At 54.1% G+C, this 25,767-nt stretch carries 21 protein-coding genes and 1 pseudogene; 7 read left to right on the top strand and 15 right to left on the bottom strand.

Going from position 1 to position 25,767, the window contains the following annotated elements; genetic code table 11:
- The first annotated feature begins 4 nt into the window (after positions 1–4).
- From QQZ17_RS02715 to QQZ17_RS02705, 3 genes are all read left to right on the top strand, one after another.
- Entirely contained in the window at positions 5–1,915 is a 1,911-nt protein-coding gene (locus QQZ17_RS02715; protein WP_152401764.1) for a BglG family transcription antiterminator, read from the top strand.
- Between the two features lie 77 nt (positions 1,916–1,992).
- Positions 1,993–2,235 (top strand): type II toxin-antitoxin system RelB/DinJ family antitoxin, encoded by a 243-nt coding sequence (locus QQZ17_RS02710; RefSeq protein WP_152401767.1) that lies wholly within the window; start codon positions 1,993–1,995, stop codon positions 2,233–2,235.
- Complete coding sequence (locus tag QQZ17_RS02705) at positions 2,225–2,509, top strand: type II toxin-antitoxin system RelE family toxin (RefSeq protein WP_152401768.1); 285 nt, start codon at positions 2,225–2,227, stop codon at positions 2,507–2,509. Before QQZ17_RS02710 ends, QQZ17_RS02705 begins: the two co-directional genes overlap by 11 nt.
- 8 nt (positions 2,510–2,517) lie before the next feature.
- On the opposite strand, the gene nrdG is transcribed toward QQZ17_RS02705, so the two are convergent.
- From nrdG to treR, 5 genes are all read right to left on the bottom strand, one after another.
- A complete protein-coding gene (gene nrdG, locus QQZ17_RS02700; RefSeq protein ID WP_152401770.1) occupies positions 2,518–2,982 on the bottom strand; it encodes an anaerobic ribonucleoside-triphosphate reductase-activating protein in 465 nt (154 codons plus the stop codon).
- 121 nt (positions 2,983–3,103) lie between these two features.
- The gene (nrdD, locus tag QQZ17_RS02695) at positions 3,104–5,242 is read right to left on the bottom strand and encodes an anaerobic ribonucleoside-triphosphate reductase (RefSeq protein WP_152401772.1); all 2,139 of its coding nucleotides are present in this window, start codon (positions 5,240–5,242) and stop codon (positions 3,104–3,106) included.
- A gap of 409 nt (positions 5,243–5,651) precedes the next feature.
- Positions 5,652–7,307: an alpha,alpha-phosphotrehalase gene (gene treC / locus QQZ17_RS02690; RefSeq protein ID WP_152401775.1), complete on the bottom strand. Its 1,656-nt coding sequence runs from the start codon at positions 7,305–7,307 to the stop codon at positions 5,652–5,654.
- A 47-nt stretch (positions 7,308–7,354) separates the two neighbouring features.
- Positions 7,355–8,773 carry a PTS trehalose transporter subunit IIBC gene (gene treB, locus QQZ17_RS02685; protein WP_152406249.1) on the bottom strand — a complete coding sequence of 473 codons (1,419 nt, stop codon included), beginning with the start codon at positions 8,771–8,773 and terminating at the stop codon, positions 7,355–7,357.
- Between the two features lie 146 nt (positions 8,774–8,919).
- On the bottom strand, positions 8,920–9,867 hold the full coding sequence (gene treR / locus QQZ17_RS02680) for a trehalose operon repressor TreR (RefSeq protein ID WP_152401777.1): 948 nt from the start codon (positions 9,865–9,867) through the stop codon (positions 8,920–8,922).
- 472 nt (positions 9,868–10,339) lie between these two features.
- On the opposite strand from treR, the gene mgtA reads away from it, so the two are divergent.
- The 4 genes from mgtA to QQZ17_RS02660 all read left to right on the top strand — a co-directional run bounded on the left by mgtA (position 10,340) and on the right by QQZ17_RS02660 (position 16,271).
- Positions 10,340–13,048, top strand: a complete 2,709-nt coding sequence (mgtA, locus tag QQZ17_RS02675) for a magnesium-translocating P-type ATPase (protein ID WP_152401779.1) — start codon at positions 10,340–10,342, stop codon at positions 13,046–13,048.
- 358 nt (positions 13,049–13,406) lie between these two features.
- Entirely contained in the window at positions 13,407–14,384 is a 978-nt protein-coding gene (locus tag QQZ17_RS02670; protein ID WP_152401781.1) for a TRAP transporter substrate-binding protein, read from the top strand.
- Positions 14,385–14,444: 60 nt separating this feature from the next.
- Positions 14,445–14,954 carry a TRAP transporter small permease gene (locus QQZ17_RS02665; protein ID WP_152401784.1) on the top strand — a complete coding sequence of 170 codons (510 nt, stop codon included), beginning with the start codon at positions 14,445–14,447 and terminating at the stop codon, positions 14,952–14,954.
- Between the two features lie 30 nt (positions 14,955–14,984).
- Complete coding sequence (locus QQZ17_RS02660) at positions 14,985–16,271, top strand: TRAP transporter large permease (RefSeq protein WP_152401786.1); 1,287 nt, start codon at positions 14,985–14,987, stop codon at positions 16,269–16,271.
- Positions 16,272–16,323: 52 nt separating this feature from the next.
- Here QQZ17_RS02660 and ridA read toward each other — a convergent pair whose 3' ends face one another.
- The 10 genes and pseudogenes from ridA to arcA form a co-directional block, all read right to left on the bottom strand.
- The gene (gene ridA / locus QQZ17_RS02655; protein WP_152401787.1) at positions 16,324–16,710 is read right to left on the bottom strand and encodes a 2-iminobutanoate/2-iminopropanoate deaminase; all 387 of its coding nucleotides are present in this window, start codon (positions 16,708–16,710) and stop codon (positions 16,324–16,326) included.
- A 76-nt stretch (positions 16,711–16,786) separates the two neighbouring features.
- Entirely contained in the window at positions 16,787–17,248 is a 462-nt protein-coding gene (gene pyrI, locus QQZ17_RS02650) for an aspartate carbamoyltransferase regulatory subunit (protein WP_046495617.1), read from the bottom strand.
- A 14-nt stretch (positions 17,249–17,262) separates the two neighbouring features.
- Positions 17,263–18,198, bottom strand: coding sequence for an aspartate carbamoyltransferase (pyrB, locus tag QQZ17_RS02645; RefSeq protein ID WP_152401789.1), 936 nt, complete (start codon positions 18,196–18,198; stop codon positions 17,263–17,265).
- Between the two features lie 2 nt (positions 18,199–18,200).
- A pseudogene (gene pyrL / locus QQZ17_RS02640) lies at positions 18,201–18,336 on the bottom strand (pyr operon leader peptide).
- A gap of 98 nt (positions 18,337–18,434) precedes the next feature.
- Positions 18,435–18,914, bottom strand: a complete 480-nt coding sequence (locus tag QQZ17_RS02635) for an arginine repressor (RefSeq protein WP_042322699.1) — start codon at positions 18,912–18,914, stop codon at positions 18,435–18,437.
- 251 nt (positions 18,915–19,165) lie between these two features.
- Complete coding sequence (gene arcD / locus QQZ17_RS02630) at positions 19,166–20,641, bottom strand: arginine-ornithine antiporter (protein WP_152401791.1); 1,476 nt, start codon at positions 20,639–20,641, stop codon at positions 19,166–19,168.
- Between the two features lie 33 nt (positions 20,642–20,674).
- Positions 20,675–21,754, bottom strand: coding sequence for an alanine/ornithine racemase family PLP-dependent enzyme (locus QQZ17_RS02625; RefSeq protein ID WP_152401793.1), 1,080 nt, complete (start codon positions 21,752–21,754; stop codon positions 20,675–20,677).
- Between the two features lie 111 nt (positions 21,755–21,865).
- Positions 21,866–22,870 carry an ornithine carbamoyltransferase gene (argF, locus tag QQZ17_RS02620; protein ID WP_152401795.1) on the bottom strand — a complete coding sequence of 335 codons (1,005 nt, stop codon included), beginning with the start codon at positions 22,868–22,870 and terminating at the stop codon, positions 21,866–21,868.
- Positions 22,871–22,980: 110 nt separating this feature from the next.
- Complete coding sequence (gene arcC / locus QQZ17_RS02615; protein WP_152401797.1) at positions 22,981–23,913, bottom strand: carbamate kinase; 933 nt, start codon at positions 23,911–23,913, stop codon at positions 22,981–22,983.
- Between the two features lie 10 nt (positions 23,914–23,923).
- The gene (arcA, locus tag QQZ17_RS02610) at positions 23,924–25,144 is read right to left on the bottom strand and encodes an arginine deiminase (protein WP_152401799.1); all 1,221 of its coding nucleotides are present in this window, start codon (positions 25,142–25,144) and stop codon (positions 23,924–23,926) included.
- Positions 25,145–25,767: the final 623 nt, after the last annotated feature.

The following is a 25,767-nucleotide window of genomic DNA, read 5'->3' as shown; positions in this document are numbered from 1 at the left end:
TGATGTGCGATTCCCCAACCAACGTTTGGCGCAACTGTTTACTATGTTGCAAAACGAGACGCTGCCACAGGATGAGCTGGCGCAGCGGTTGTCGGTTTCCACACGTACTGTTCGTGCCGATATTACTGCGCTCAACGCCCTGCTGACTCAGCATGGCGCGCAGTTTATCCTCAGCCGGGGCAACGGTTATCAGCTCAGGATCGATGACCCGGCAAGCTATCAGTCCCTGCAATCGCAGCAGCCCAGCGCGCTGCGAATTCCGCGAACCAGTCAGGAACGCGTGCACTATCTGATGGTGCGCTTTCTGACGTCCGCTTTTTCTCTCAAACTCGAAGATTTAGCTGATGAATGGTTTGTCAGCCGGGCGACGTTACAAAATGACATGGCGGAAGTACGTGAATGGCTGCAACGCTATCATCTGACGCTGGAAACCCGCCCTCGCCATGGCATGAAACTGTTCGGCAGCGAGATGGCGATCCGCGCCTGCCTGACCGATCTTCTCTGGACGCTGGCGCAGCAGGATCCTGCTAATCCGCTGGTGACTGAAGAGGCGCTGTATGCCGGTGTGCCGTCGCAGCTTCAACCTCTCCTTGAGGAGATCTTCAACCGCTTCCATATTCGCCTTACCGACGAAGGCGAACTGTTTTTGCGGCTGTACTGCGCGGTCGCGGTACGCCGCATCAGCGAAGGGTATCCGCTGTCGGAGTTCACCACCGAAGAGGTGGAAGAGAACGTATGCCTGGCGGCGCGTGAGATTGCCGCTGTGGTGCAGCATCTGGCAAATCATCCGCTCTCGGTATCGGAAGAGAACTGGCTGAAGGTGCATATCGCGGCGCGGCAGGTGCAGGAAATTGCCCCCAGCGCGATCAATGCCGACGATGAAGAAGCGCTGGTCAATTACATTCTGCGGTTTATCAACAGCCAGTACAACTATAACCTGTTGAATGATAAACAGCTTCACGCGGATTTACTCACTCACATCAAAACGATGATCACACGGGTGCGCTATCAGATAATGATCCCGAATCCGCTACTGGAAAACATCAAGCAGCACTATCCAATGGCGTGGGATATGACCCTGGCGGCGGTTTCCAGTTGGGGCAAATACACCCCTTACGCCATCAGCGAAAACGAGATCGGCTTTCTGGTGTTGCACATCGGCGTTGGACTTGAACGTAGTTACAACATCGGTTACCAACGCCAGCCAAAAGTCCTGCTGGTTTGTGACGCGGGAAATGCGATGGTGCGCATGATTGAAGCGGTACTGGCACGCAAATATCCGCAGATTGAAATTGTGCATACGCTGACGCTGCGCGATTACGAACAGCGCGAGAGCATCGCGGAGGACTTTGTGATCGCCACGGCGCGGATCGGTGAGAAAGACAAACCGGTCGTGCAGATCGCCCCGTTCCCTACTGACTATCAACTGGAACAGATCGGTAAGTTGGTGCTGGTGGACAGAACCCGTCCGTGGATGCTGAACAAATACTTCGATGCCGCACATTTTTGTATTATCGACGGTGAGATGGATCAGCAGACGCTGTTTAAAACCTTGTGCGATCGGTTGCAGAGTGAAGGATTTGTCGATGCGGAATTCCTCGACTCGGTAGTTGAGCGTGAGGCGATCGTCAGCACGATGCTTGGTGACAGTATTGCGCTGCCGCACGCCCTCGGACTGCTGGCGAAAAAAACGGTGGTCTATACGGTGCTCGCCCCACAGGGCATCGCCTGGGGTGACGAGACCGCGCACGTGATCTTTTTACTCGCCATCAGCAAAAGCGAGTACGAAGAGGCAATGGCTATCTACGATATCTTCGTCACGTTCCTGCGCGAGCGCGCCATGACGCGGCTGTGCAGCAGCCAGAACTTCGCCGAGTTTAAAGCGGTGGCGATGGAGTGCGTGAGTCGTTTTTGAGAGCCATTATCCAGATATGAATGTAATGCAGATGTAATGCTATAATGCATTACATTTCTTTTTTCTCTGGAGGCATAATGGCCACATTGAACGTCCGTCTGGATGACAAACTCAAAAACGAGGCGTATGCCGTGCTGGAAAAACTCAATATTACGCCTACTGAAGCGGTAAGACTGCTGTTTCAGTATGTGGCTGAAAATGGACGCATGCCGGTAAAGACACTCACTGTCAGTGATAGCGAAGAAGCGTTATTGCGTACTGTCAGGGAGCGACTGGCCGATCCGCAAGAGGCCATTAAGGTCAGACTGGATGCGCTATGAACTGGCGTTTGATCCGCGGGCGCTGAAGGAATGGCAAAAGTTGGGTGAAGCGGTGAAAAACCAGTTCAGGAAGAAATTGGCTGAGGTGCTTTCACATCCACGGCTCTCCTCCGCCCGGCTTCATGACTTTCCTGATTGCTACAAGATAAAACTCAAGGCGTCGGGTTTCAGGCTGGTTTATCAGGTGAAAGGCGCACAGATTCTGGTATTGGTGATTGCGATCGGTAAGCGGGAAAAATCGGCCGTTTATCAGGACGCTGACAAACGGCTTTGACGGGGACGTTACCGCAAATGGTGCACAACCTGGTTGCTGCTGCCGCGCCAGATCAGCGCCGGGTCTTTCAGATCCTGCACATACTTACCGTCGACCAGCACGTTGATGAGATCCACAACCTGCATTTGCGCGGCATTGAGTTCATCCAGCTTATAGCCGGTCCACACCCAGATATCTTTGCCCGCACATTCAGCGCGAATGCGTTGCACCAGTTTCAGAATATCCGGTACGTTCTGCGGATGAAGCGGATCGCCGCCGGAAAGGGAGATCCCCTGGCGGTGGATCCGCGTATCGTTCAGATCGTTAATGATCTGGTCTTCCATTTCTTTCGTGAACGGCTGGCCTGAATTCAGTCGCCAGGTGCTTTTGTTGTAGCAGCCCGGGCATTCGTGCACGCACCCTGAAACAAACAGGGTGCAGCGAGTTCCGGGGCCGTTAACGATGTCGACAGGATAATATTGATGATATTGCATAGAGGATGTCCAGAAAGAATGTAGGCCGGATAAGGTGCTTGCACCGCCATCCGGCAACATTGTGATGCCTGATGGCGACGCGATTGCGTCTTATCAGGCCTACGGCCTTTGCAAACGGAAATTAACCGATCTGCCCATTCCCTAAATGCTTAACGCGACGTTTCACTTCTTCCTGTTTACCGGCGTTAAATGGGCGTGCGTCCGGGCTGCCTAAATAACCACATACGCGGCGGGTAACCGACACGCGTGCGGCGTCGTGGTTACCGCACTTCGGACAGGTGAAGCCTTTACTGGTGCACTCGAACTCGCCGGTAAAGCCACACTCATAGCATTCATCGATTGGCGTATTGGTGCCGTAATACGGCACATGCTGATAGCTGTAGTCCCAGACGTCTTCCAGCGCTTTCAGGTTGTGCTGGATGTTCGGGTACTCGCCGTAGCAAATGAAGCCACCGCTCGCCAGCGGCGGATAAGGCGCTTCGAAATCGATTTTGTCGTACGGATTTACCTTCTTCTCTACGTCGAGGTGGAAACTGTTGGTGTAGTAGCCTTTATCAGTGACGCCCGGCACAACGCCAAACTCGGCGGTATCCAGACGGCAGAAACGGTCACACAGGTTTTCACTCGGCGTGCTGTACAGGCTAAAGCCGTAACCCGTCTCTTCTTTCCACTGATCGACGGCCTGACGCAGATGCGCAACAATGGCGACAGCTTTCGCGCGCAGTACTTCGCTGTCATACAGATGCGTATCGCCAAACAGGGCGTTGATGGTTTCGTGGATACCGATATAGCCTAGCGAAATTGACGCGCGACCGTTTTTAAAGATTTCCGCAATGTCATCATCGGCTTTCAGACGTACGCCGCAGGCCCCTTCCATATACAGGATCGGTGCGACGCGGGCTTTGACGCCTTCCAGACGGGCGATTCGGGTCATCAGCGCTTTACGCGCCAGTATCAGACGATCGTCCAGCAACTTCCAGAACGTCGGCTCATCACCGCCCGCTTCCAGTGCGATACGTGGCAGGTTAAGGCTGATCACGCCGAGGTTATTACGCCCATCGTGAACCTGTTCGCCCTGTTCGTTTTCCCACACGCCGAGGAAGCTGCGGCAGCCCATCGGGGTTTTGAACGAACCGGTGACTTTCACGACCTGATCGTAGTTCAGGATGTCCGGATACATACGTTTGCTGGCACACTCCAGCGCCAGTTGTTTGATGTCGTAGTTTGGATCGCCAAATTTGTGGTTCAGACCGTCACGAATCGCAAACACCAGTTTCGGGAACACGGCGGTCTTGCGATTTTTGCCCAGGCCAGCGATACGGTTACGCAGAATGGATTGCTGAATCAGGCGCGATTCCCAGCTGGTGCCCAGACCGAAACCAAAGGTGACGAACGGCGTCTGGCCGTTGGCGGTATGCAGCGTATTGACCTCATACTCCAGAGACTGGAATGCGTCGTAGCACTCTTTCTCGGTACGGGAATGCGCATAGCCGTCGGCATCCGGAATTTGCCACTCTTCCGCCGTTTTACGGTGCTTTTTGAAGCTGGCGGTCACGAACGGCGCCAGCACTTCATCAATGCGGTTAATGGTGGTGCCGCCGTAAATATGGCTGGCGACCTGCGCGATGATTTGCGCGGTCACGGCGGTGGCGGTAGAGATCGATTTTGGCGGCTCGATCTCCGCATTACCCATCTTAAAGCCCTGCGTCAGCATCCCTTTCAGATCGATCAGCATGCAGTTAAACATCGGGAAGAATGGGGAATAGTCGAGATCGTGATAGTGAATGTCACCGCGCTCGTGCGCCTGCACGACATCACGCGGCAGCAAGTGCTGACGAGCGTAGTGTTTGGCCACGATACCGGCCAGCAGGTCGCGCTGGGTCGGAATGACTTTGCTGTCTTTGTTGGCGTTCTCATTGAGCAACGCGGAGTTGGTTTGCTCCACCAGGCCGCGAATTTCCTGGTTCAGGCGACCGCGTTTTTCACGCTGAATATCACGGTCATGACGGTATTCAATGTAGGCGCGTGCGAGTTGCTTGTAAGGACCCGACATCAGTTGGTTCTCAACCGCAGTCTGGATCTCATTAATATCGACCTGGCTACGCGCGTCCATCTGGCTGCTTACGACTTCTGCGACGGTGGCGCAGTAATCTGCGTCATCGACTCCCGCTGCTTTAGCTGCACGCAGAATGGCTTCTTTGATGCGCTCTGATTTAAACGGCACTTTACAGCCATCTCGTTTCATCACATGCGGTGTCATGATCACTCCATAATTTGTAAGAACAGGTTATCCACAGAGGCTCGGGAAGCATTGATATGGTTATTCATCTCTCTATCCAATCACTTCCCGCAGTCCAGTCCCATGTTATCCACAATGTCACCCTGACTGTGGACATCATCGTTGTTGTAAATGTAGTTGATTAATACAACATGTTGGGGCGGATTGCATTTTAAGTTCTATATATAGTGATTTGCATCAAAAGTGTTTGCGATTTTTTTGATATAGCGCAAAGTAAAAATCAGAGCGTACAGTTGGCGGGCGTTATAGCGATTGTAAATTGTGACATAGAAAAATCTGATTATTTATTCAGCAAAAACAGTTAGCTAAGGCGGGGAGAGGGATTTTGCCCGGGAAGTCTTCCTTCTCCGGGCAAGAGGGGACCAACCGATTACTTCTGAAGCCACCAGATGGCTTCGAAAGGACGCAGCGTCATTGCCGTCGGCTGCGGTGAAACTTCCTCATAGTTGTGCATCAGTACCTGCCAGCTACCACGGCACGACTCCGGTTGCCAGGCCTGACATTCGCCGCTCAGGTTGGCAATGACCAGCAGCGTTTGCCCCTGCCATTCGCGGCGATAGCACCAGAGATACGGGCTGTCTGGCAACAGATCCTGATAGTCGCCCCAGGTGAGTACCGGTTCTGATTTGCGTAGCGCGATCAGCCGTTGGTAGGTGTAAAACACCGACGCGTTATCGCCGAGCGCGTTCTCCACGTTGATGTCCGTGTAGTTATCGCACAACGGGATCCACGGTTCGCCCTGGCTGAAGCCTGCGTTTTTGCGGTTATCCCACTGCATCGGCGTACGACTGTTGTCGCGGGATTTACTGGCCAGGATTGCCAGCAGTTCATTGGCATCGCGACCTTCAGCCCGCAACTCAGCAAACATGTTATGGCTTTCCACATCACGGTAGTCGGTGATCCGGGTGAAGTGCGGATTGGTCATGCCGATCTCTTCACCCTGGTAGATGTATGGCGTCCCCTGCATGCCGTGCAGCACCATCGCCAGCATTTTCGCTGCCGGCACCCGATATTCACCTTCGTCGCCGAAGCGCGACACGATGCGCGGCTGATCGTGGTTACACCAGAACAGCGCATTCCACGCGACGTTGTGCATCCCTTGCTGCCAGTGGCGGAACAGGGTCTTCAGCGCGATAAAATCGGGTTTCGCCAGTGTCCATTTTTCTCCGTCAGGATAATCAACCTTCAGGTGATGAAAATTGAAGGTCATCGACAGTTCGCTACCGTCCAGCGCGGCGTAGCGCTGGCAATGTTCCAGCGTGGTAGAGGACATCTCGCCGACCGTCATCAGCTTGCGCGGCGTAAAGACGTCGCGGTTCATCTCATGCAGAAATTCATGCGCCCGCGGCCCATCGGTGTAAAAGCGGCGACCATCGCCGTCAAGGTCATTGGGGAAGCTCTGATCTTTGGAGATGAGATTAACGACGTCCAGGCGCAGGCCATCCACGCCGCGATCGGCCCAGAATTCGCAGACTTTTTTCAGCTCGGCGCGAACGGCAGGGTTTTCCCAGTTCAGATCCGCCTGTTCCGGGGCGAAGAGGTGCAGGTAATACTGTTCGCTCTGCGCATGCCATTGCCAGGCGTGACCGCCAAACTTGGAACGCCAGTTGTTGGGCAGCGTATCGGGCGTGCCGTCGCGCCAGATGTAAAACTCGCGATACGGGCTGTCTTTGTCGAGCGCCTCACGAAACCAGGCGTGCTGCGTGGAGGTGTGATTAAACACCATATCGAGAATAATGCGGATCCCGCGCGCTTTTGCCTGGGCGACCAGTTCGTCGAAATCGTCCAGCGTACCGTAGGCGGGATCGATTGCCATGTAGTTGGCGACATCGTAGCCATTATCCACCTGCGGTGAGATATAGAACGGCGTCAACCAGATGGCATCCACGCCCAGTTTATGCAGATAGTCGAGGCGCTGAGTCACGCCACGTAAATCGCCGGTGCCGGAGCCGGTCGTATCCTGAAAACTTCTGGGGTAGATCTGGTAGATGACGCCGTTTTGCCACCAGTGGGGAAGGGTATTCATAGTCATTTCCTGGTTATGCGAGGGGCGCAATTGCGCCCCGAATAAAATCAAACAATCTGTAACGTGCCCTGACGGTATTTACGCTGGTAGACCACGGAGGTCAGCACGATCGGGATGACAATGGCGATCGCCATCGCGACGGCGTACACCTGCCAGTAAGTCGGTTGGATAGAGAGGATGCCCGGCAATCCGCCGACGCCGATGCCGTTAGCCATCACCCCGTACAGGCCGCAGAGTAGCCCGGCAAGGCCGGAGCCGATCATCGCGCAGAGCATCGGGAAGCGGTATTTCAGGTTGATACCGTACATTGCCGGCTCAGTGACCCCCAGATAGGCGGAGATCGCGGCAGGAACAGAGATCTCGCGTTCGTTCTGTTTACGGCTGGCGATAATAATGCCCACCACCGCAGAAGCCTGCGCGATGTTGGAAAGGGCAATCAGCGGCCATACCGGGGTTCCCCCCATGCTCTGGATCATCTGCATATCAATGGCGAGCGTGGTCTGATGCACGCCGGTAATCACCAGCGGGGCGTACAGGAAGCCGAACAGCGCAGCGCCAATCGGGGCGAAGCTGCCGGTCATCAGATGGCGAACCGCAAACGCCACGCCGTCGCCAATCATGCGGCCAAACGGACCGATCAGCGCATGGGCGAGGAATACCGCGAGGATCAGCGAACACACCGGTACCACAACAAGGTACAGGTAATCCGGCACGATGCGCTTCAGACGCGTTTCAATCATGCCCAGCGCCAGACCGGCCAGCAGCGCCGGAATGACCTGTGCCTGATAGCCCACTTTGGCGACGCTGAACAAGCCAAAGTTCCACACGTCTGGCACCTGTTGTCCCAACAGATAAGCGTTCATCAACTGCGGAGACACCAGCGTAACGCCAAGTACGATGCCGAGGATCGGCGTGCCGCCCATTTTTTTCACCGCCGACCAGCAGATACCCACCGGCAGATAGAAGAAGATGGCTTCGCCAATCAGCCACAGGAAGTCATAAATGGTTTTCAGCGCCGGATACATCTGCGCCAGCGTCTGGCCGTTGTTCATCGGCAGGTCGCCAATGACGTTACGAAAACCTAAAATCAAGCCCCCGCTGATCAGCGCCGGCAGCAGCGGAAAGAAGATTTCAGCGAAGTGGGAGATCAACTGCTCATGCCATTTCATGTTCTGGCGAGCCGCTTTTTTCGCCTGCTCTTTATCGGCGTGTGCCTGTCCGGTGGTCGCCAGCAGCGCTTTGTAGTAATCGCCGACCTCGGTGCCAATCACCACCTGGAACTGACCGGCGTTGGTAAAGCAGCCTTTGACCATCGGTAATTCTTCGATTTCTTTCGGTCTGGCGTTTGCTGGCTGATTCAGCACAAAGCGCAGGCGCGTAATACAGTGACTCACTGTGGCGATATTCTCTCGCCCACCTACCAGCGCTATCAGCCGGTCAATATCCGCTTGTTTAACTTTGCTCATCATGAAGCCTCGTGGCGATGACTGTGAAAAGGGGGTTGTTGTGCGATGGCCACAGAGTATATCCGGGATAAAAAATTAAAAATGGGAACGTTCCCGAAACGCAGTGAAGATCACAAATTATCGTTCAGAAAGCGATCGACAATGATTCAGGAAAGGGTGGAAGGAATGACGATCTGGCGCAGATCGCTGCGTCCGTTGATCTGCTCGATCAGTTGGGCCGCCGCCTGGCGTCCGGCTTCGGCATAGCCGGGATCGACCGTGACGATCTCCGGATGCAGGAATTTCATCAGCGGCGTATTGCCGACACTCGCCAGCTGCAGGTTATCGATCCGCTGCTCCTGCAAATACTTACTGGCGCCGAGCGCGAGGGTATCAGTGGCGCATACCAGCGCGGTAGTGTCCGGTGTAATGACACTCGCGGCATGCTCATAGCCTTGCTTCATCGCCAGACCTGGCAGGGCTGCGACGGGATGTAACTTATGTTGTTTGCAAAAGCTGAGATAGGCGTCATGGCGGCGCTTGCCGGTGGTGACGTCACTGTGCGGAACGCCGAGGAAACTGATGTGGCGATGCCCCTGATCGTACAGGCGCTGCATCAGGATTTTAATCGCTCCATCGTCGTCATAGCAGACGGAAGCAAAGCCTTTCGCATCACGTGCCAGCAACACCAGCGATGCCTGCCACGGGGCGATCATCGCGTCGGGGATGCCGGTAAAGCCAAACAGCACCACTCCGTCGATGTTGCGGCGTTTCAACATTCCCAGGTGCTCTTCCACTTTTTCTGGGGAAAACTGGCTTTCCATCATGATGGGATCATAACCCTGCTCATAAAACACCGGCAGCATCGTCTGTACGGCAAGGTTTTCCGACAGTGAATCGAGACGAGTCACAATGATGGCGACCACTTTATCGCTTTGGCCGCGCATGGCGCGGGCCGAACGAGAGGGGGAAAATCCGTGCTGATTCATTACTGCTTCGACACGTTCGCGAGTCCGTTCACTGACGCCACTTTCGTTGTTGAGCACACGGGAAACGGTGGATTTCCCCACGCCGCTTAAGCGGGCAATGTCTTTGATTGTCAGCCGATTTTGCATCCTGTTTTCCCGTGGTACGCTGCAAAAGATGATAAGAGGGTAACTTTACTCGTAGAAACCTCAATGGGCAAAGTCTGGTTTATACACGTCATCCTTCACGCTGCCTCTGCGTTGGCGTCGTTCATTCCTTTTCCGCCGGGATGCAAGCCGAATGGTTTTGTGTATATGTTTTGTTTAATTGCCGGGAGTTATTATAACGCCATAGATGCCACAAATATTATGATCTACAACTTATAATCTGCGGGCTAAATCATTCACTTACCGGAGGCTTTATGGATCCCGATCCCACCCCTCTCACGAAATGGAGAACACGTTCTTTCCGGTAAGCCTGCCCTTCGCTGTCTTACCGGTGATGTAAGACAGTGACGCGTTAACGTCCCTGTTTAAGAAAATCATGTTACCTGCCAGGTAAGGCTTTGCCGCGCCTGAAGGATATTTCTGCGCCCGTCTTGTTGGCGCGGAGGGACTGCCTATGTTTAAAAATATCACTCGCCAGCTGTTTGCCCGGCTTGGCCGCCATCTGCCCGATCGCCTGGTGCATCGCGATCCGTTACCCAATGCACAGTCGATTGTCAGCACCCCGATGCCTGCTTCCCTGAGCGAACACTGCCTGAAAGTGGCCGCGATGGATGAAAAGACGTTGTGGAAAACGTTCAATGCGCATCCGGAAGGACTCACTGCGGCAGAGGTGAACGCCGCCCGCGAACAACACGGTGAAAACCTTCTGCCTACCCAGAAACCGTCGCCGTGGTGGAAGCATCTGTGGGTCTGTTATCGTAACCCGTTCAATATCTTACTGACCCTCCTGGGGGCTATTTCGTATGCCACAGAGGATCTGTTCGCCGCCGGGGTGATCGCCCTGATGGTGATAATCTCCACGCTGCTTAACTTTATCCAGGAAGCGCGTTCCACCAAAGCGGCAGATGCGCTGAAAGCGATGGTCAGTAATACTGCGACAGTGCTGCGGGTCATCAATGAGAAAGGGGAAAATGGCTGGGTTGAGCTGCCAATCGATCAACTGGTGCCCGGCGACATTATTAAGCTGTCGGCCGGGGATATGATCCCGGCCGATCTGCGGGTGATTCAGGCGCGAGATCTGTTTGTCGCCCAGGCATCGTTAACCGGGGAATCGCTGCCGGTGGAGAAAGTGGCGCGCACCCGAGACGTCAATCAAAGCAACCCGCTTGAGTGCGACACCCTCTGCTTTATGGGGACCAACGTGGTGAGCGGCACGGCGCAGGCGATGGTGATCGCCACCGGAGCCCATACCTGGTTTGGTCAACTGGCGGGGCGCGTCAGCGAACAGGAAAGTGAGCAGAACGCCTTTCAGAAGGGGATCAGCCGCGTCAGCATGCTGTTGATTCGCTTTATGCTGGTGATGGCACCAGTGGTATTGCTCATCAATGGTTATACCAAAGGCGACTGGTGGGAAGCGGCGCTGTTTGCGCTCTCCGTCGCCGTGGGCCTGACGCCGGAAATGCTGCCGATGATTGTCACTTCGACGCTGGCGCGCGGTGCGGTGAAACTGTCGAAGCAAAAAGTGATCGTCAAACATCTGGATGCGATTCAGAACTTCGGCGCGATGGATGTTTTGTGCACCGATAAAACCGGTACGCTGACCCAGGATAAAATTGTGCTGGAGAATCATACGGATATCTCCGGTAAGCCCAGTGAACGCGTCCTGCATGCCGCGTGGCTGAACAGCCATTATCAGACCGGGCTGAAAAACCTGCTGGATACCGCCGTGCTGGAAGGCGTTGATGAAGGGGCCGCGCGCGAGTTGTCTACCCGCTGGCAGAAAATTGATGAGATCCCGTTTGATTTTGAGCGCCGCCGGATGTCGGTGGTGGTGGCGGAAGAGACGAATGTCCATCAACTGGTGTGCAAAGGCGCGTTGCAGGAGATCCTCAGCGTCTGTACGCAGGTGCGCCATAACGGCGAAGTTGTCCCGCTGGATGACAACATGCTGCGACGGGTGAAGCGCGTGACTGACACGCTGAACCGTCAGGGGCTGCGCGTCGTTGCCGTGGCGACCAAATATCTGCCGGCACGGGAAGGCGATTACCAGCGTATTGATGAATCCGATCTGATCCTTGAAGGCTACATTGCCTTCCTCGATCCGCCGAAGGAGACTACCGCGCCCGCCCTGAAGGCGCTTAACGCCAGTGGCATCACCGTGAAGATCCTGACCGGTGACAGCGAACTGGTGGCTGCGAAGGTGTGCCATGAGGTGGGCCTGGACGCCGGAGAAGTGATTGTCGGGAACGAGATCGAAGGCATGAGCGACGACGCGCTCGCCGCATTGGCCCAGCGTACCACGCTGTTTGCACGCCTGACGCCGATGCATAAAGAGCGGATCGTCCGGCTGCTCAAACGCGAAGGGCACGTGGTGGGTTTTATGGGCGACGGCATCAATGACGCGCCGGCGCTGCGCGCGGCGGATATCGGCATCTCGGTTGACGGTGCGGTAGACATCGCCCGTGAAGCGGCCGATATCATCCTGCTGGAAAAGAGCCTGATGGTGCTGGAAGAGGGCGTGATTGAAGGGCGCCGTACGTTCTCCAATATGCTGAAGTACATCAAAATGACCGCCAGTTCTAACTTTGGCAACGTCTTTAGCGTGCTGGTGGCGAGCGCTTTTTTGCCGTTCCTGCCCATGCTGCCGCTACACTTGCTGATTCAGAACCTGCTGTACGATGTATCCCAGGTGGCGATCCCGTTTGATAACGTTGACGATGAGCAGATCCAAAAACCACAGCGCTGGAATCCGGCGGATCTCGGTCGCTTCATGCTCTTCTTCGGCCCCATCAGCTCCATCTTCGACATTCTGACGTTCTGCCTGATGTGGTGGGTATTCCATGCCAATGTGCCAGAAGCGCAGACGCTGTTCCAGTCAGGCTGGTTTGTGGTGGGCCTGCTCTCGCAAACGCTGATTGTGCATATGATTCGTACGCGCCGCGTGCCGTTTATCCAGAGTCGTGCCGCCTGGCCACTGATGCTGATGACGCTGGTGGTCATGGTTGTGGGAATAGCGCTACCGTTCTCACCGCTGGCAGGTTATCTGCAATTGCAGGCGTTACCGCTGAGTTATTTCCCCTGGCTGGTGGCGATCCTGGTGGGATATATGACGTTAACGCAACTGGTGAAAGGATTCTATAGCCGCCGCTACGGCTGGCAATAAGCGAAAATAATGGCTGCTTCGGCAGCCATTTTTCTTTTCACCCTGCAAAAGAATATATTCTTTCATCCGTCGTGTTTTATTTTTTTTGAAAAACCAAAGAGGTGTGGTCGATCACAATTTTAGGCCTCTTCAGAACATCTTTTTTCCAGGAAAAAGACCTTCATTGCAAAAATGAAACAGCGTGCTAAAAAAAATTCCATCCCGCATCATTTTATGAACATAATCATCGTAATAATTTGTTACACCGACTCGTCTGTTCGGGCAATGTCATTCCTTACTGTCCCTTTTAATTAAGGTGGCCCTCTATCCTGCAAGTCGTTTGTATTAATGAAAATTATAAACCTCTGGAGATGGAAAAATGAAACTGACTAAAACCTTGTTAAACCTGTGTATGGGTTCCGCCTTAGTGCTGGCCGCTCAGGCGGCGTCTGCGCAAACGCTGCGTGCGGCAGATGTCCATCCGGCGGATTATCCGAACGTGGTTGCTGTGAAGCATATGGGCGAAAAACTCAGCGCCGCTACCGACGGGCGTCTGGATATTAAAACCTTCCCGGGCGGTGTGCTGGGCGATGAAAAGCAGATGATTGAACAGGCGCAACTGGGTGCGATTGATATTATCCGCGTGTCGATGTCTCCGGTTGCCGCAATATTGCCAGAGATTAACGTCTTTACGCTGCCCTATGTCTTCCGTGATGAAGATCACCTGCACAAAGTACTGGACGGGGCAATTGGTCAGGAAATTGGCGACAGGTTGACCGCGAACAGCCAGTCCCGACTGGTGTTTCTCGGCTGGATGGATGCCGGCACGCGCAACCTGATTACCAAGGATCCGGTCGTGAAACCGGAAGACCTGAAGGGGATGAAAATTCGTGTTCAGACCAGCCCGGTATCACTCGATACCTTAAAAGCCATGGGCGCGAATGCGATCGCAATGGGGACCAGTGAGGTGTTCAGCGGGATGCAGACTGGGGTCATTGATGGCACAGAAAATAACCCGCCGACCTTTGTCGCGCATAACTATCTGCCGGTTGCCAAAAATTATACCTGGAGTAAGCATTTCATTATTCCTGAGCTGTTCCTGTTTTCAAAAGCCAAGTGGGACAAGCTGAAAAAAGAAGATCAGGAATTAATTATTAAACTGGCGAAAGAAGCACAAATGGAACAGCGCCAACTCTGGGAAGCGTATAACGCGAAATCGCTGGAGACGATGAAAGCGAATGGTGTGAATTTTCATGATATCGATACGAATTATTTCTATAAAGCCACACAGTCCGTCCGGGATCAATATGGTAAAGACCACCAGGATTTGATCAAGCGGATTCAGGATGTGAAGTAATTCATCAGGCGGGTGACGGAGGTCATCCGCCTGAATCGGTTATTAGTTGAGGTGATGATTATGGGTGAATGTTATTCATCGGTAATGGATGTGCTGTATCGAATTTCAATGTGGATTGCCGGGCTGGCTTTATTGGTGATGGTGGCGGTTATTCCCGTGGGGATATTCGCGCGTTATGTGATGAACAGCGCGCTGTCATGGCCTGAACCGGTCGCCATATTATGCATGGTGACATTTACCTTTGTCGGTGCGGCGGTCAGTTACCGCGCGGGTTCGCATATTGCTGTCAGCATGGTGACCGATCGTCTTGGCGAAATGGGGCGTCGGATCTGCTTTATCGGTGCCGATCTGATGCTGCTGGCGATCAGCATTTTTATTCTTTGGTACGGTTCGACGCTCTGTTACGAGTTGTGGCAACAGCCCGTGGCGGAATTTCCCATTTTAACTGCCGGGGAAAACTATCTTCCGCTCCCTATCGGTTCAGCGATCACGCTGCTTTTCATCATCGAAAAGATCTGCCGTGGCGCTCAGTATCAACGTCCTGTCGTCATGCTGGGTTCAACCAGTTGATGACCGAACCGACTTCATAGGGGAAAGCAGATGGATGCATTTATTCTCGTTTTTACGCTCGGCATCATGCTGGCGATTGGGGTGCCGGTGGCGTACGCGGTAGGGATCAGCGCGATCGTCGGGGCGTGGTATATCGATATCCCGCTGGAAGCGGTGATGATCCAGTTGACCAACGGTGTGAACAAATTCTCGCTGCTGGCGATCCCGTTCTTTATTCTGGCCGGTGCCATTATGGCGGAAGGTGGGATCGCGCGGCGCTTAGTGAACTTCGCCTACATCTTTGTTGGTTTTATCCGCGGCGGCCTGTCGCTGGTAAATATTGTGGCATCGACTTTTTTTGGCGCGATCTCTGGTTCGTCGGTGGCGGATACCGCGTCCATCGGTTCGGTGATGATCCCTGAAATGGATAAGAAAGGGTATCCGCGCGACTTCGCCGCGGCGGTCACCGCCAGCGGTTCGGTGCAGGCAATCCTGACGCCGCCCAGCCATAACTCGGTTATCTACTCGCTGGCGACGGGCGGTACGGTGTCGATTGCCGCGCTGTTCATTGCCGGGATCCTGCCAGGGCTGTTGCTGAGTTTTACCCTGATGGTGATGTGTGTTGGCTTTGCCCATAAGCGCGGCTACCCGAAAGGGGAACGCGTACCGTTCCGACAGGCGCTGAAGATCTTTCTCGATACGCTGTGGGGACTGATGACGGTCGTCATTATTATGGGCGGGATCCTTTCCGGTATCTTTACTGCAACAGAATCAGCGGCGATCGCCTGCCTGTGGGCGTTCTTCGTCACCATGTTCATCTACCGCGACTACAAATGGTCTGAACTGCCGAAGCTGATGTATCGCACCGTGAAGACTGTGACCATCGTGATGATCCTGATTGGTTTCGCTGCGGCATTTGGCGCCATCATGACGTACATGCAACTGCCGATGCGCATTACCGAAGCCTTCACCAGTATCTCGGATAACAAGTATGTCATCCTGATGTGCATTAACATCATGTTGCTGCTGATCGGTACGCTGATGGACATGGCCCCGCTGATTCTGATCCTGACGCCCGTGCTGCTGCCGGTTACCAACGCGCTCAGTATTGATCCGGTACACTTCGGGATGATTATGCTGGTGAACCTGGGGATTGGCCTGATCACGCCGCCGGTAGGGTCGGTGCTGTTTGTTGCCAGTGCGGTGAGTAAACAGAAGATCGAACAGGTGGTGAAGGCGATGCTACCGTTCTACGCGGTGCTGTTCCTGGTGCTGATGCTGGTGACCTATATTCCGGCGATTTCGCTGTTCCTGCCGAAATTCTTTGGCGTGATGTGAGGGGACTGCAGTAACGAAAATCCGGGCATTGATGCCCGGATTTTTTTATCGCTTAGCGACGAACGGCGATCGCTTCGATCTCGATCTTCACGTCTTTTGGCAGACGCGCCACTTCCACGCAGGAACGTGCCGGGAAGGTGGCGTTGTGCTCGGTGAAGAACGCTTCGTAGGTGGCGTTGACGGTTGCGAAATCGTTCAGATCTTTGACAAATACGGTCGTCTTCACGATGTCGCCCACTTTCAGACCAGCGGCTTCAACGATAGCTTTCACGTTTTCCAGCGACTGACGCGCCTGCGCGGAGACGTCTTCTGCCACGCTGCCGGTTTTCGGGTCAACCGGGATCTGACCGGAAGTGATGATCATGCTGCCCAGATCTACGCCCTGAACATATGGACCGATTGCTGCGGGTGCATTTTCCGTCGCGATAGTTTTGCTCATGATTTCTCCTGAAGTACAGCGGTAAAAGAATTTTCCCAGGTATTATAGGTAGCCAGGAATTTATAACCAACCCCAATTAGTTGGCCAGCACCACATAATGAGAAAACTCTTTTTCACAGTATTTGCATTTGAGAGCAATGTCATCTACGCGTTTTTTCACTGCGAAGCTGGATGAAACCGGCTCGGCGTGACTGATACAGTTACTGTTCGGGCAGACCAGCACGCTGTCGATGCGATCCGGCAGGCTTGGGCGCGATTTACCCACCACTTCGTAGTTGTCGATACGGTTAACGGTGGCCTGCGGCGCGTACAGTGACAGTTGGTTAACCTGTTCGGCGGTCAGGAAGGTATTCTCGATTTTAATCAGGTCTTTACGCCCCATTTCACCGGAAGGCAGGTTCAGGCCGATGGTGATGCGCTGATCGGTTTCGGTCAACTTAAACAGGGTCAGCAATTTAAAGCCAACCTGCGCGGGAATATGGTCGATTACGGTGCCGCATTTGATCGCTTCAACCTGCAGTTTATTATCGTGTGTCATCTCGTTATCTCCCCTTACAGTGCCAGATCGCTAGTCAGAACCAGTGCCAGTAACGCCTGGCGGGCGAAAATCCCGTTGCCTGCCTGCTGGAAATACCAGGCGTGAGGCGTTTTATCCACATCCGTGGCGATTTCATCAATACGCGGCAGTGGATGCAGTACCTTCATGTTTTCCCGTGCTCCCGCCAGGTCGCTGGCGCGCAGAACAAACTGGGCCTTAACGTTGGCGTATTCAGAAGGGTCCAGACGTTCTTTTTGCACGCGGGTCATGTACAGAATGTCTACTTCCGCCATCACCTCTTCAATAGAGGAGTGCAGGCTCCAGGCAATGCCTTTTTCGTCAAGCATATCGAGAATGTACTGCGGCATCGCCAGCGCATCCGGGGCGATGAAGTAGAAGCGGTTGCCGTCGAACTTGGCCAGTGCCTGCGTCAGTGAGTGTACGGTACGGCCATATTTCAGGTCGCCGACCATCGCCACGTGCAGGTTATTCAGACGACCCTGCGTTTCCTGAATGGTGAACAAATCCAGCAGCGTCTGGGTCGGATGCTGATTCGAACCGTCGCCCGCGTTCAGTACCGGCACCTTACCGGAGAATTCCGTCGCCAGACGTGCCGCGCCTTCCTGTGGGTGGCGCATCACGATCGCGTCAACGTAGGTGCTGATAACCGAGATGGTATCCGCCAGCGTTTCGCCTTTCTTGCCCAGCGACGTGTTGGCGCTGTCGGAGAAACCGACCACGCTGGCACCCAGGCGGTGCATTGAGGTTTCAAACGACAAGCGGGTACGAGTAGACGCTTCAAAGAAGCAGCTGGCAATCACCTTGTGCTTGAGCAGTTCCGGTTGTGGGTTAGCTTTTAATTTCGCCGCGGTCGCCAGCACCAGATTGAGGTCGTCGCGACTGAGGTCGTTTATGGAAATGATGTGTTTTTGATATAGCGGGTTAGCCATGTTTATCTCCTGACGCCTGGGCAAAAAAAAAGCCCCTCATTTGAGGGGCTGGGAATAGGTTAGCAACGGAAAGAAAAACGGCAGGCCAGCGTCTGTTTTCAGACGCGGTAAGACAGAATGTCGTACACACTGGACCATACTTCCTCCCGGCAAATTGTCCGCGATTATACTCAGCTCCGTTTGCGGATCAAGCAAATAATGCCATTTTTATTCAACGCAAACGGTTTTAATGAATATTAATTCATTTTTAGTAAGTAGTTAATCTGTTTGTGGACAAGGCCAGTCCGCTGTACAACCCGTGGGGCAACCCAGACAATACTGCTACCCGCGATCACTCCCAGAATCTCCGGCAGGGCATGGTAATCGAGGATCCTGGCGACGGCACGACCATAGCCGGCGGCAGTATGGATAAGGATAAATTCGCTGTTGTGCTCCACGCTCACTACCATTTCAGCAATCGAACGGGCGGCATCGGGGGCAGGGCGCAATTGCGGATTTACGGAATAAATTTTTTGTCCTTTCGTATTTCTAATTTTTATGACGCCAAGAATTTTCAGCAGGCGGGAAACCGTCGATTGGCTGATGGTTTCAAAGCCGTAGTTTTGCAGATCGCGGCGGATCTCCTCCTGCGAGAGATAACTTTTTTCGCCAATCAGGCGCTGACAAACAGAGAGCTGTAGTTCTTCTTTTTCTGAAGCGGGTTGGTAAAGTTTCATCATCAGTTAGTCCAGTGTAATCAGCCGAAGATAACAACCAATAGGTCTGCCCAATGTTTCTATTTTTAATTGATGACGCACTAAGCAAACGTTCTCCATTTCAACCGGGATGTATTTGATCGGCTTATTGAAATTCTACTGGAGCTCGCTTCAGCATCCTGACGGATGGCATCTCCATGAGAAAATATTCCACTTAGTCGTCTAAGGGAAGGCGGAGTTTTGCCGCTTCGTCTTCCCTGTGTTGACGTGCATCAACTGAGCGTGAGCACGCCTGTCGCCAACAGGTAGACGGCATAGATCCCCGCCGCCACCACCATAATAGCCAGAACGATCTCTATTGGATTGAAAAGTCTCCCATTTTTCTCTTTCCGCGCCCAGACATAAAAAATGATGCCGAGGGCGTAGAGGATCATCGACATCAGCAGATATTCCATCCCGGCGGCGTAGACCAGCCAGGCGCCATAGAGTGTTGCCAGCGCGCCGATGATGATGTCGCGGGTGATGGAACGCTGTTCATCACTACTGTAACCGTCTCTCTGCCACGCCACTTTCAGGGCATACAGACCACTGAGAAAATAGGGGATCAGGATCATTGAGGTGGCAAGCAGCAGCAGCGCAAGATACCCCGCCTGTTGGAAATGGGCGATGATCAGGAACAGTTGGGTCAGGACATTGGTCAGCAGCAGCGCGTTAACTGGTGCTTTATTGGCGTTTTCTTTGCCCAGAAATTTGGGCATGGTGCCGTCTTTACCGGCCATGTACGCCGTTTCCGCAGATAATAACGTCCAGGCCAGCAGCGCGGCACCGACGGAAACGATAAGGCCGATGTTCATCAGAGCGGCACCCCACGGCCCGACCGCCGCAGCCAGTACGCCCGCAGTCGAGGGGTTCTTCAACTGGGCGAGCTCGGGCTGGGAAAGGACGCCCAGCGACAGAACCGAAACGGCGACGAACAGCAGAATCGAGATGAAAAATCCAATCATGGTAGCTTTACCCACGTCTGATTTTTTCATCGCCCGGCCTGAGTACATGGCCGCGCCTTCAATGCCGATGAAAACCCAGGTGGTGACCAGCATGATGTTTTTCACCTGGTCCATGACGGAGCCGAGCTGTTCATTGCCCCAGAATTCGATCTTAAAGGTGCGAACCTGAAAGGCGACGCTGACCAGTACAACAAACATGATCAGAGGAACCACTTTCGCGACCGTGCCGATCAGATTGAGCAGGGCTGCACCCTGCACGCCGCGACAGATCAGGAAATGCAGGCTCCAGAGCAGAATTGAACCCACAATCAGCGCAGAAAGGGTGGTGCCATCACCAAAGAAGCCGAGCGCGCTGAATGAGCCGAGGGCGGAACAGATCACCACATAGTACGAAACGTTGCCGATCCACGCCGAGATCCAGTAACCCCAGGCGGAGTTAAAACCGATGTACTCACCAAAGCCCGCGCGGGCATAGCCATACACGCCGCCTTCAACGTCGCTTTTACGATGCGCCAGGGTCTGGAAAACAAAGGCGAGGGTTAACATCCCGATAAAGGTAATTCCCCAGCCGATCAGGATCGCGCCGGCGCCCGCTTTGGCCGCCATGTTCTGCGGCAGGGAAAATACCCCGGCGGCAATCAGCGCACTGACCACAAGCGCCGTTAGTGCCGGAAGTTTGAGCTTACCTTCGGACAGGGAGGCCGAAGCGTCCGCAGCCGGTTTGCTGGTATCAAGAGTAGTCATGAAGAGAGTCCTCAATCTGACAGAGAGTGATTTTTAGAAGTAGCTGTATTGCTTGCCGACGTATTCGGAGGTCATGCACTGCAAGACGCCGCTGTATCCCAGGGAGAAATAGACGATGTCGCCCACCTGATATCCCGATGCGGTGTGGGTGACATCGAGGATCAAGTGATCGGAACTGGCGCCGAGCACTTTGACGCCGGGGTCAAATGGCCGGAGCTGGGAGAAGGAGACGTCCTGCTCGCCGAGTGCGGCGAGCGCCCGGTGGTGTACGCCAAGATCTTCGAATACCGGCTTTCTCCCCATGGCATCCAGCGCCGTGGAGTGTCGCGGAACGGAGGGTTTATCTTTCAGCTCGATGATCTCCACGCCGAGCTTGATGGCATCCTGGCGGGTGTCGGGGATCGGCTCGTCATTCAGGCCGAATCCCATAATCAGCGATGCGCCAAGCCGCAGTTGGTTAACGCCCGTCGGTAGCCCACCGTTGATCAGCAGGAACAGGGCAGCGGAACTGGCGCCAGAAATCGTGCGCAGTTCAATACCCAGTTCGTCTTCTATCTCATGGGCGAGATCGACCAGCGCCTGCTGGTTTTCGGTAGTAGGTTCCACCCCGCCGTAGCAGGCGAGATTGGCGCCAAGGCCTTCCAGCGTCAGTCCCGGCAGTTCCTTGTGTACCAGGCGCGCAAGACGTCGCGTCTCCTGTGGATCCATGCAGCCTTCGCGCAGATCGCCCAGGTCGTGCATCAAAATGACCCGATGCGTTTTGTTCTGCGCCGTTGCAGCTGCGGAGAGCGCCTGCAACGTATGCTCTTCGGAATTCAGCGAAATATCCGCATAGGCCACGATGTCGTGCGCCAGGCTTATCTGCGGCAGACGCAGCAGTAGTTTGTCGACGGGCAGATCGGCTATTTTTTTGAGATTCTGGATCCGGGAATCCGCAATCGTGCTGATACCCGCATCAATCATGGCTCTGGCGACATTCGCTGCTTCACAGCTCAGCTTATTGACGCCGACAGGCTCTACGCCGTGCTGGCGGCACAGTGCGATCAGCGTGCGGGTGTTGTCACGAATGACCGAAAGATTAACGAAGAGGCATGGAAAATCCTGGTTTCGCATAATGGGTCTCCTTACGTGAGACGCGGGTCAGGGGGCACCCGCGCCCGGTTCGTTCGGTCCAGTAGCTACCGTGGAGAAAGACGCCGTCCCGGACGGCGCTTTCCGTGTGGGTTAGTCGCCGAGCGTCGCCACCATCACTGCTTTGATGGTGTGCATGCGATTTTCTGCTTCGTCGAACACGATGGAGTGAGCGGATTCAAAAACCTCTTCCGTGACTTCCAGCCCTTTCAGGCCGTAGGCCGCTTCGATTTCACGTCCCACTTTGGTGTGTTCGTTATGGAAGGCGGGCAGGCAGTGCATGAATTTCACGTTGGGATTGCCGGTGGCGTCGATAACCTTCTGGTTGATCTGGTACGGCGTCATTAGGCTGACGCGCTCAGCCCAAGCCTCTTTCGGCTCACCCATGGAGACCCAGACGTCGGTGTACAGAAAATCGACGTCGTAAACGCCCTCTTCAACATCGTCCGTCAGCGTAATGCGCGCCCCGGTGGTGCTGGCGATGTTGCGGCACTGGGCGACCAGCGCTTCATCTGGCCAGAAGGATTTTGGCGCGACGAGGCGAATATCCATGCCCATCTTCGCGGCACCGACCATCAGTGAATTGCCCATGTTGTTACGCGCATCGCCAAGGTAAGCGAAGCTCAGTTCGGGCAGCGTTTTTCCAGGCGCGTGCTCCAGCATGGTCATCAGATCCGCGAGGATCTGCGTAGGATGGAATTCGTCAGTCAGGCCGTTCCACACCGGCACCCCGGCGTATTGCCCCAGTTCCTCAACGATCTGTTGACCGAACCCGCGGTACTCGATGCCGTCATACATCCGGCCCAGTACGCGAGCGGTATCTTTCATCGACTCTTTATGCCCAATCTGCGATCCACTTGGGCCGAGGTAAGTGACCTGCGCGCCCTGGTCAAATGCCCCGACCTCAAAGGCACAGCGGGTGCGGGTGGAGGTTTTTTCGAATATCAGCGCGATATTTTTCCCGGTCAGCGTTTGCTTTTCGCGCCCGGCTTTCTTCGCCGCCTTCAGTTCAATCGCCAGATCGATCAGGAACTGAATTTCCGCCGGAGTAAAGTCGAGAAGCTTCAAAAAGTTGCGATTTTTCAGTGAAATAGCCATCAATGTATCCTTGTTAAAATGAACTGCCTGATGACGCTGCGCTTATCAGGCCTACGGACGTGAATCGGTGTAGGCCGGATAAGGCGAGGCCGCCATCCGGCAAAAAAGCCTTACGCGTCAACATCGGCGGTTTCGCGCCGAATCAGGGTGCCTTTATCTCCGGCGAGAATGGCCGGACCATCGGCCAGCGAACCGATGCCCGCAATGCCGTGGCAGCGGCTGACAAATTCAGCGCAGGCGCTGACTTTGGGTCCCATTGAGCCTGCATCAAACTGCATTTCGCTCAGCAGTTCCGGCGTCACCTGCGCCAGCGGACGTTGGGTGGGTTTGCCCCAGTCGAGGTACACCGCGTCGGCATCGGTCAGGATCAGCAACGCGTCGGCGTGGATCTGGCTGGCAAGCAGCGCGGCGGAGAGGTCTTTGTCGATCACCGCTTCGAGGCCGTGGTAACCGTCCGCTCTCTCGACGACCGGCACACCGCCGCCACCGTTACAGATGACCAGGTGATCGCGGGCGATCAGTGCCTGGATGGCGTCGCTCTCAACAATGCGTTTCGGCTGTGGTGAGGGCACCACGCGGCGAAAGGCTTTACCGTCAGCTTTGAAAACCCAGCCTTTTTCCGCCTGTAACGCATCGGCCTGTGCGTGGTCATAAACCGGGCCGATATACTTGGTGGGGTTGCGAAAGGCCGGATCGTTTGCGTCCACTTCCACCTGAGTAAGCAGCACGCTGATTTCCCGCTGCGGCAGTTGATTTTTCAGCGCCTGTTGCAGCATGTAGCCGATCATCCCCTGGCTTTCCGCCCCGAGAATATCCAGCGGGTACGGGGTGACGCGGTCATAGGCGCTGTTCTGCAATGCCAGTAGACCCACCTGCGGCCCGTTGCCGTGAACCAGCACCACCCGCCATTGCTGAGTGAGTTGGGCGATCGTTTTCGCCGCCAGGATGATGTTCTTGCGTTGGATATCGGCTTCCAGCGGTTCGCCGCGCTTGAGCAACGCATTGCCGCCCAGAGCGACAACCAAAGTCGGTTTGTTTTGCATGGTGGGTTCCTTAAATGCCATCGCGTTCCAGTGGGCAACTCATGCAGCGCGCGCCGCCGCGCCCGCGCCCCAGTTCGTCGCCGGGGATGGGCAGCACGGTGATGCCGGCTTTGTCGTATTTCTCGTTGGTCCAGATGTTGCGTTCGTAGCCCACGACCACGCCGGGGCGCAGCGTGAGGACGTTGTTGGCGTCGTTCCACTGTTCGCGTTCGGCTTCAAAGGCGTCGCCGCCGGTGGTAATCAAGCGCACTTGATCGATGCCGAGTGCTTTCTCAATGGCGTTAACCAGCGTGCGTTCTTCGGTACGTTTCAGGCCGCCGCGGCCGTCTGGCGTCAGGGTCCAGCACTGCACGTCCTGGCGCACCACTTCCGGGTAAACGGAGAAGGTGTCGATATCGATGTGGGTCATGACGGTATCGAGGTGCATACAGGAGCGGTGTTTGGGGAGCTCAACGGCGATCACCCGTTCAGCCTGGCGATGTTTAAACAGAGACTGGGCAAGAAACTCGATCCCTTGCGGGGTCGTGCGTTCAGACATCCCGATCAGCACGGCCCCGCGCCCGATCACCAGTACATCACCGCCTTCTAAGGTGGCATGGTCGTAATTAATATTCTCGTCGCCGAAATATTTAATAAAGTCGCCGTCGGCAAATTGTGGATGCCAACGATAGATGGCTCGCAGATTATTGGTTTCGCGCTGGCGGGCCGGTTTAGCCATTGGGTTAATGGAGACGCCGTTATATATCCAGCAGGAAGTATCACGGGTAAATAAATGGTTCGGCAATGGCTTCATAATAAAGTCATTAATATCGTGGGTATCGACCACCATATTTTTAATTGAGGCGGGAATTTCACCGTAGGTGAGTCCACCGCTTAAATGACGGGCCAGTTCACGATGCGACATATCGGCAAGCCAGGCACGGATATCGGTGGCGAAAGTAGGGCCAAGTCGGTAATCCGAGATTTGTGTTTCCAGCAGCCAGCTTTTCGCATCCGCGATATCCAGCGTTTGTGTCAGTAAATCAGTCAGTAACAGGACTTCGATACCCTGCTCGCGTAACGTGTTGGCGAAAATATCATGCTCTTCACCCGCGCGTTCAACCGACAGTACGTCATCAAACAGGAGCTCCTGGCAGTTAGACGGCGTGAGGCGTTTCAGGCTGAGATTAGGGCGATGCAACATCACACTGCGTAGTTGGCCGATTTCAGAACCGACATAATGTTTTTCCATTACGATACCTTTCACTCTATTTCAGGAATAAAAAGGGGGTGGCTGCGAATAATAAAAATGCTCGCAGTCATAACTGTTCCGATATTTTTCGAGAGGCATCATTGAATTATTAAGACGTCGAGAATGTGATGGGTTTCACATCCATTCGGTTATTTGTTTTTTCTTAATTAATATATGACAGAGGTCTGAGAAATAACAAAAATAAAAAGTATAAAACTGAATTACTACGCAGTTATACGGCAGGTTATTCTTCAGTGTTAATTATTTGTTGGCGAGATCAAATAATGAAAGTAATGTAACACTATGATTTGTATCAAATAATAATGATTCGATGCATAGATATGCGTATTGTGAATTATATTATTTTTACCATAAAGTAAATCGCGCAATAACTATGGTGATTATCATTGATTGAGTAAGGGAAATGAATTGTGATCGCCTGGCGGTTTTTCTTATAACTCTTTTTATAACAGTATGTTATGAAAATTTACCCTTGGTTGAATTTACATTTTATGCACTAAATATGCATAGAACACTGTTTGGTGTTAACAGATAGTCAACAACTTCAGCGATAAACATGCGCTGACGCAAAACTTTGCAAGATAGCGATGGCACGGCAGGGC

The sequence above is a fragment of the Citrobacter sp. T1.2D-1 genome, assembly GCF_950098555.1.
Classification (GTDB): domain Bacteria; phylum Pseudomonadota; class Gammaproteobacteria; order Enterobacterales; family Enterobacteriaceae; genus Citrobacter_A; species Citrobacter_A telavivensis.
The sequence above is the reverse complement of the archived record's forward strand: the minus strand, read 5'-3'. Positions and strand labels throughout refer to the sequence as shown.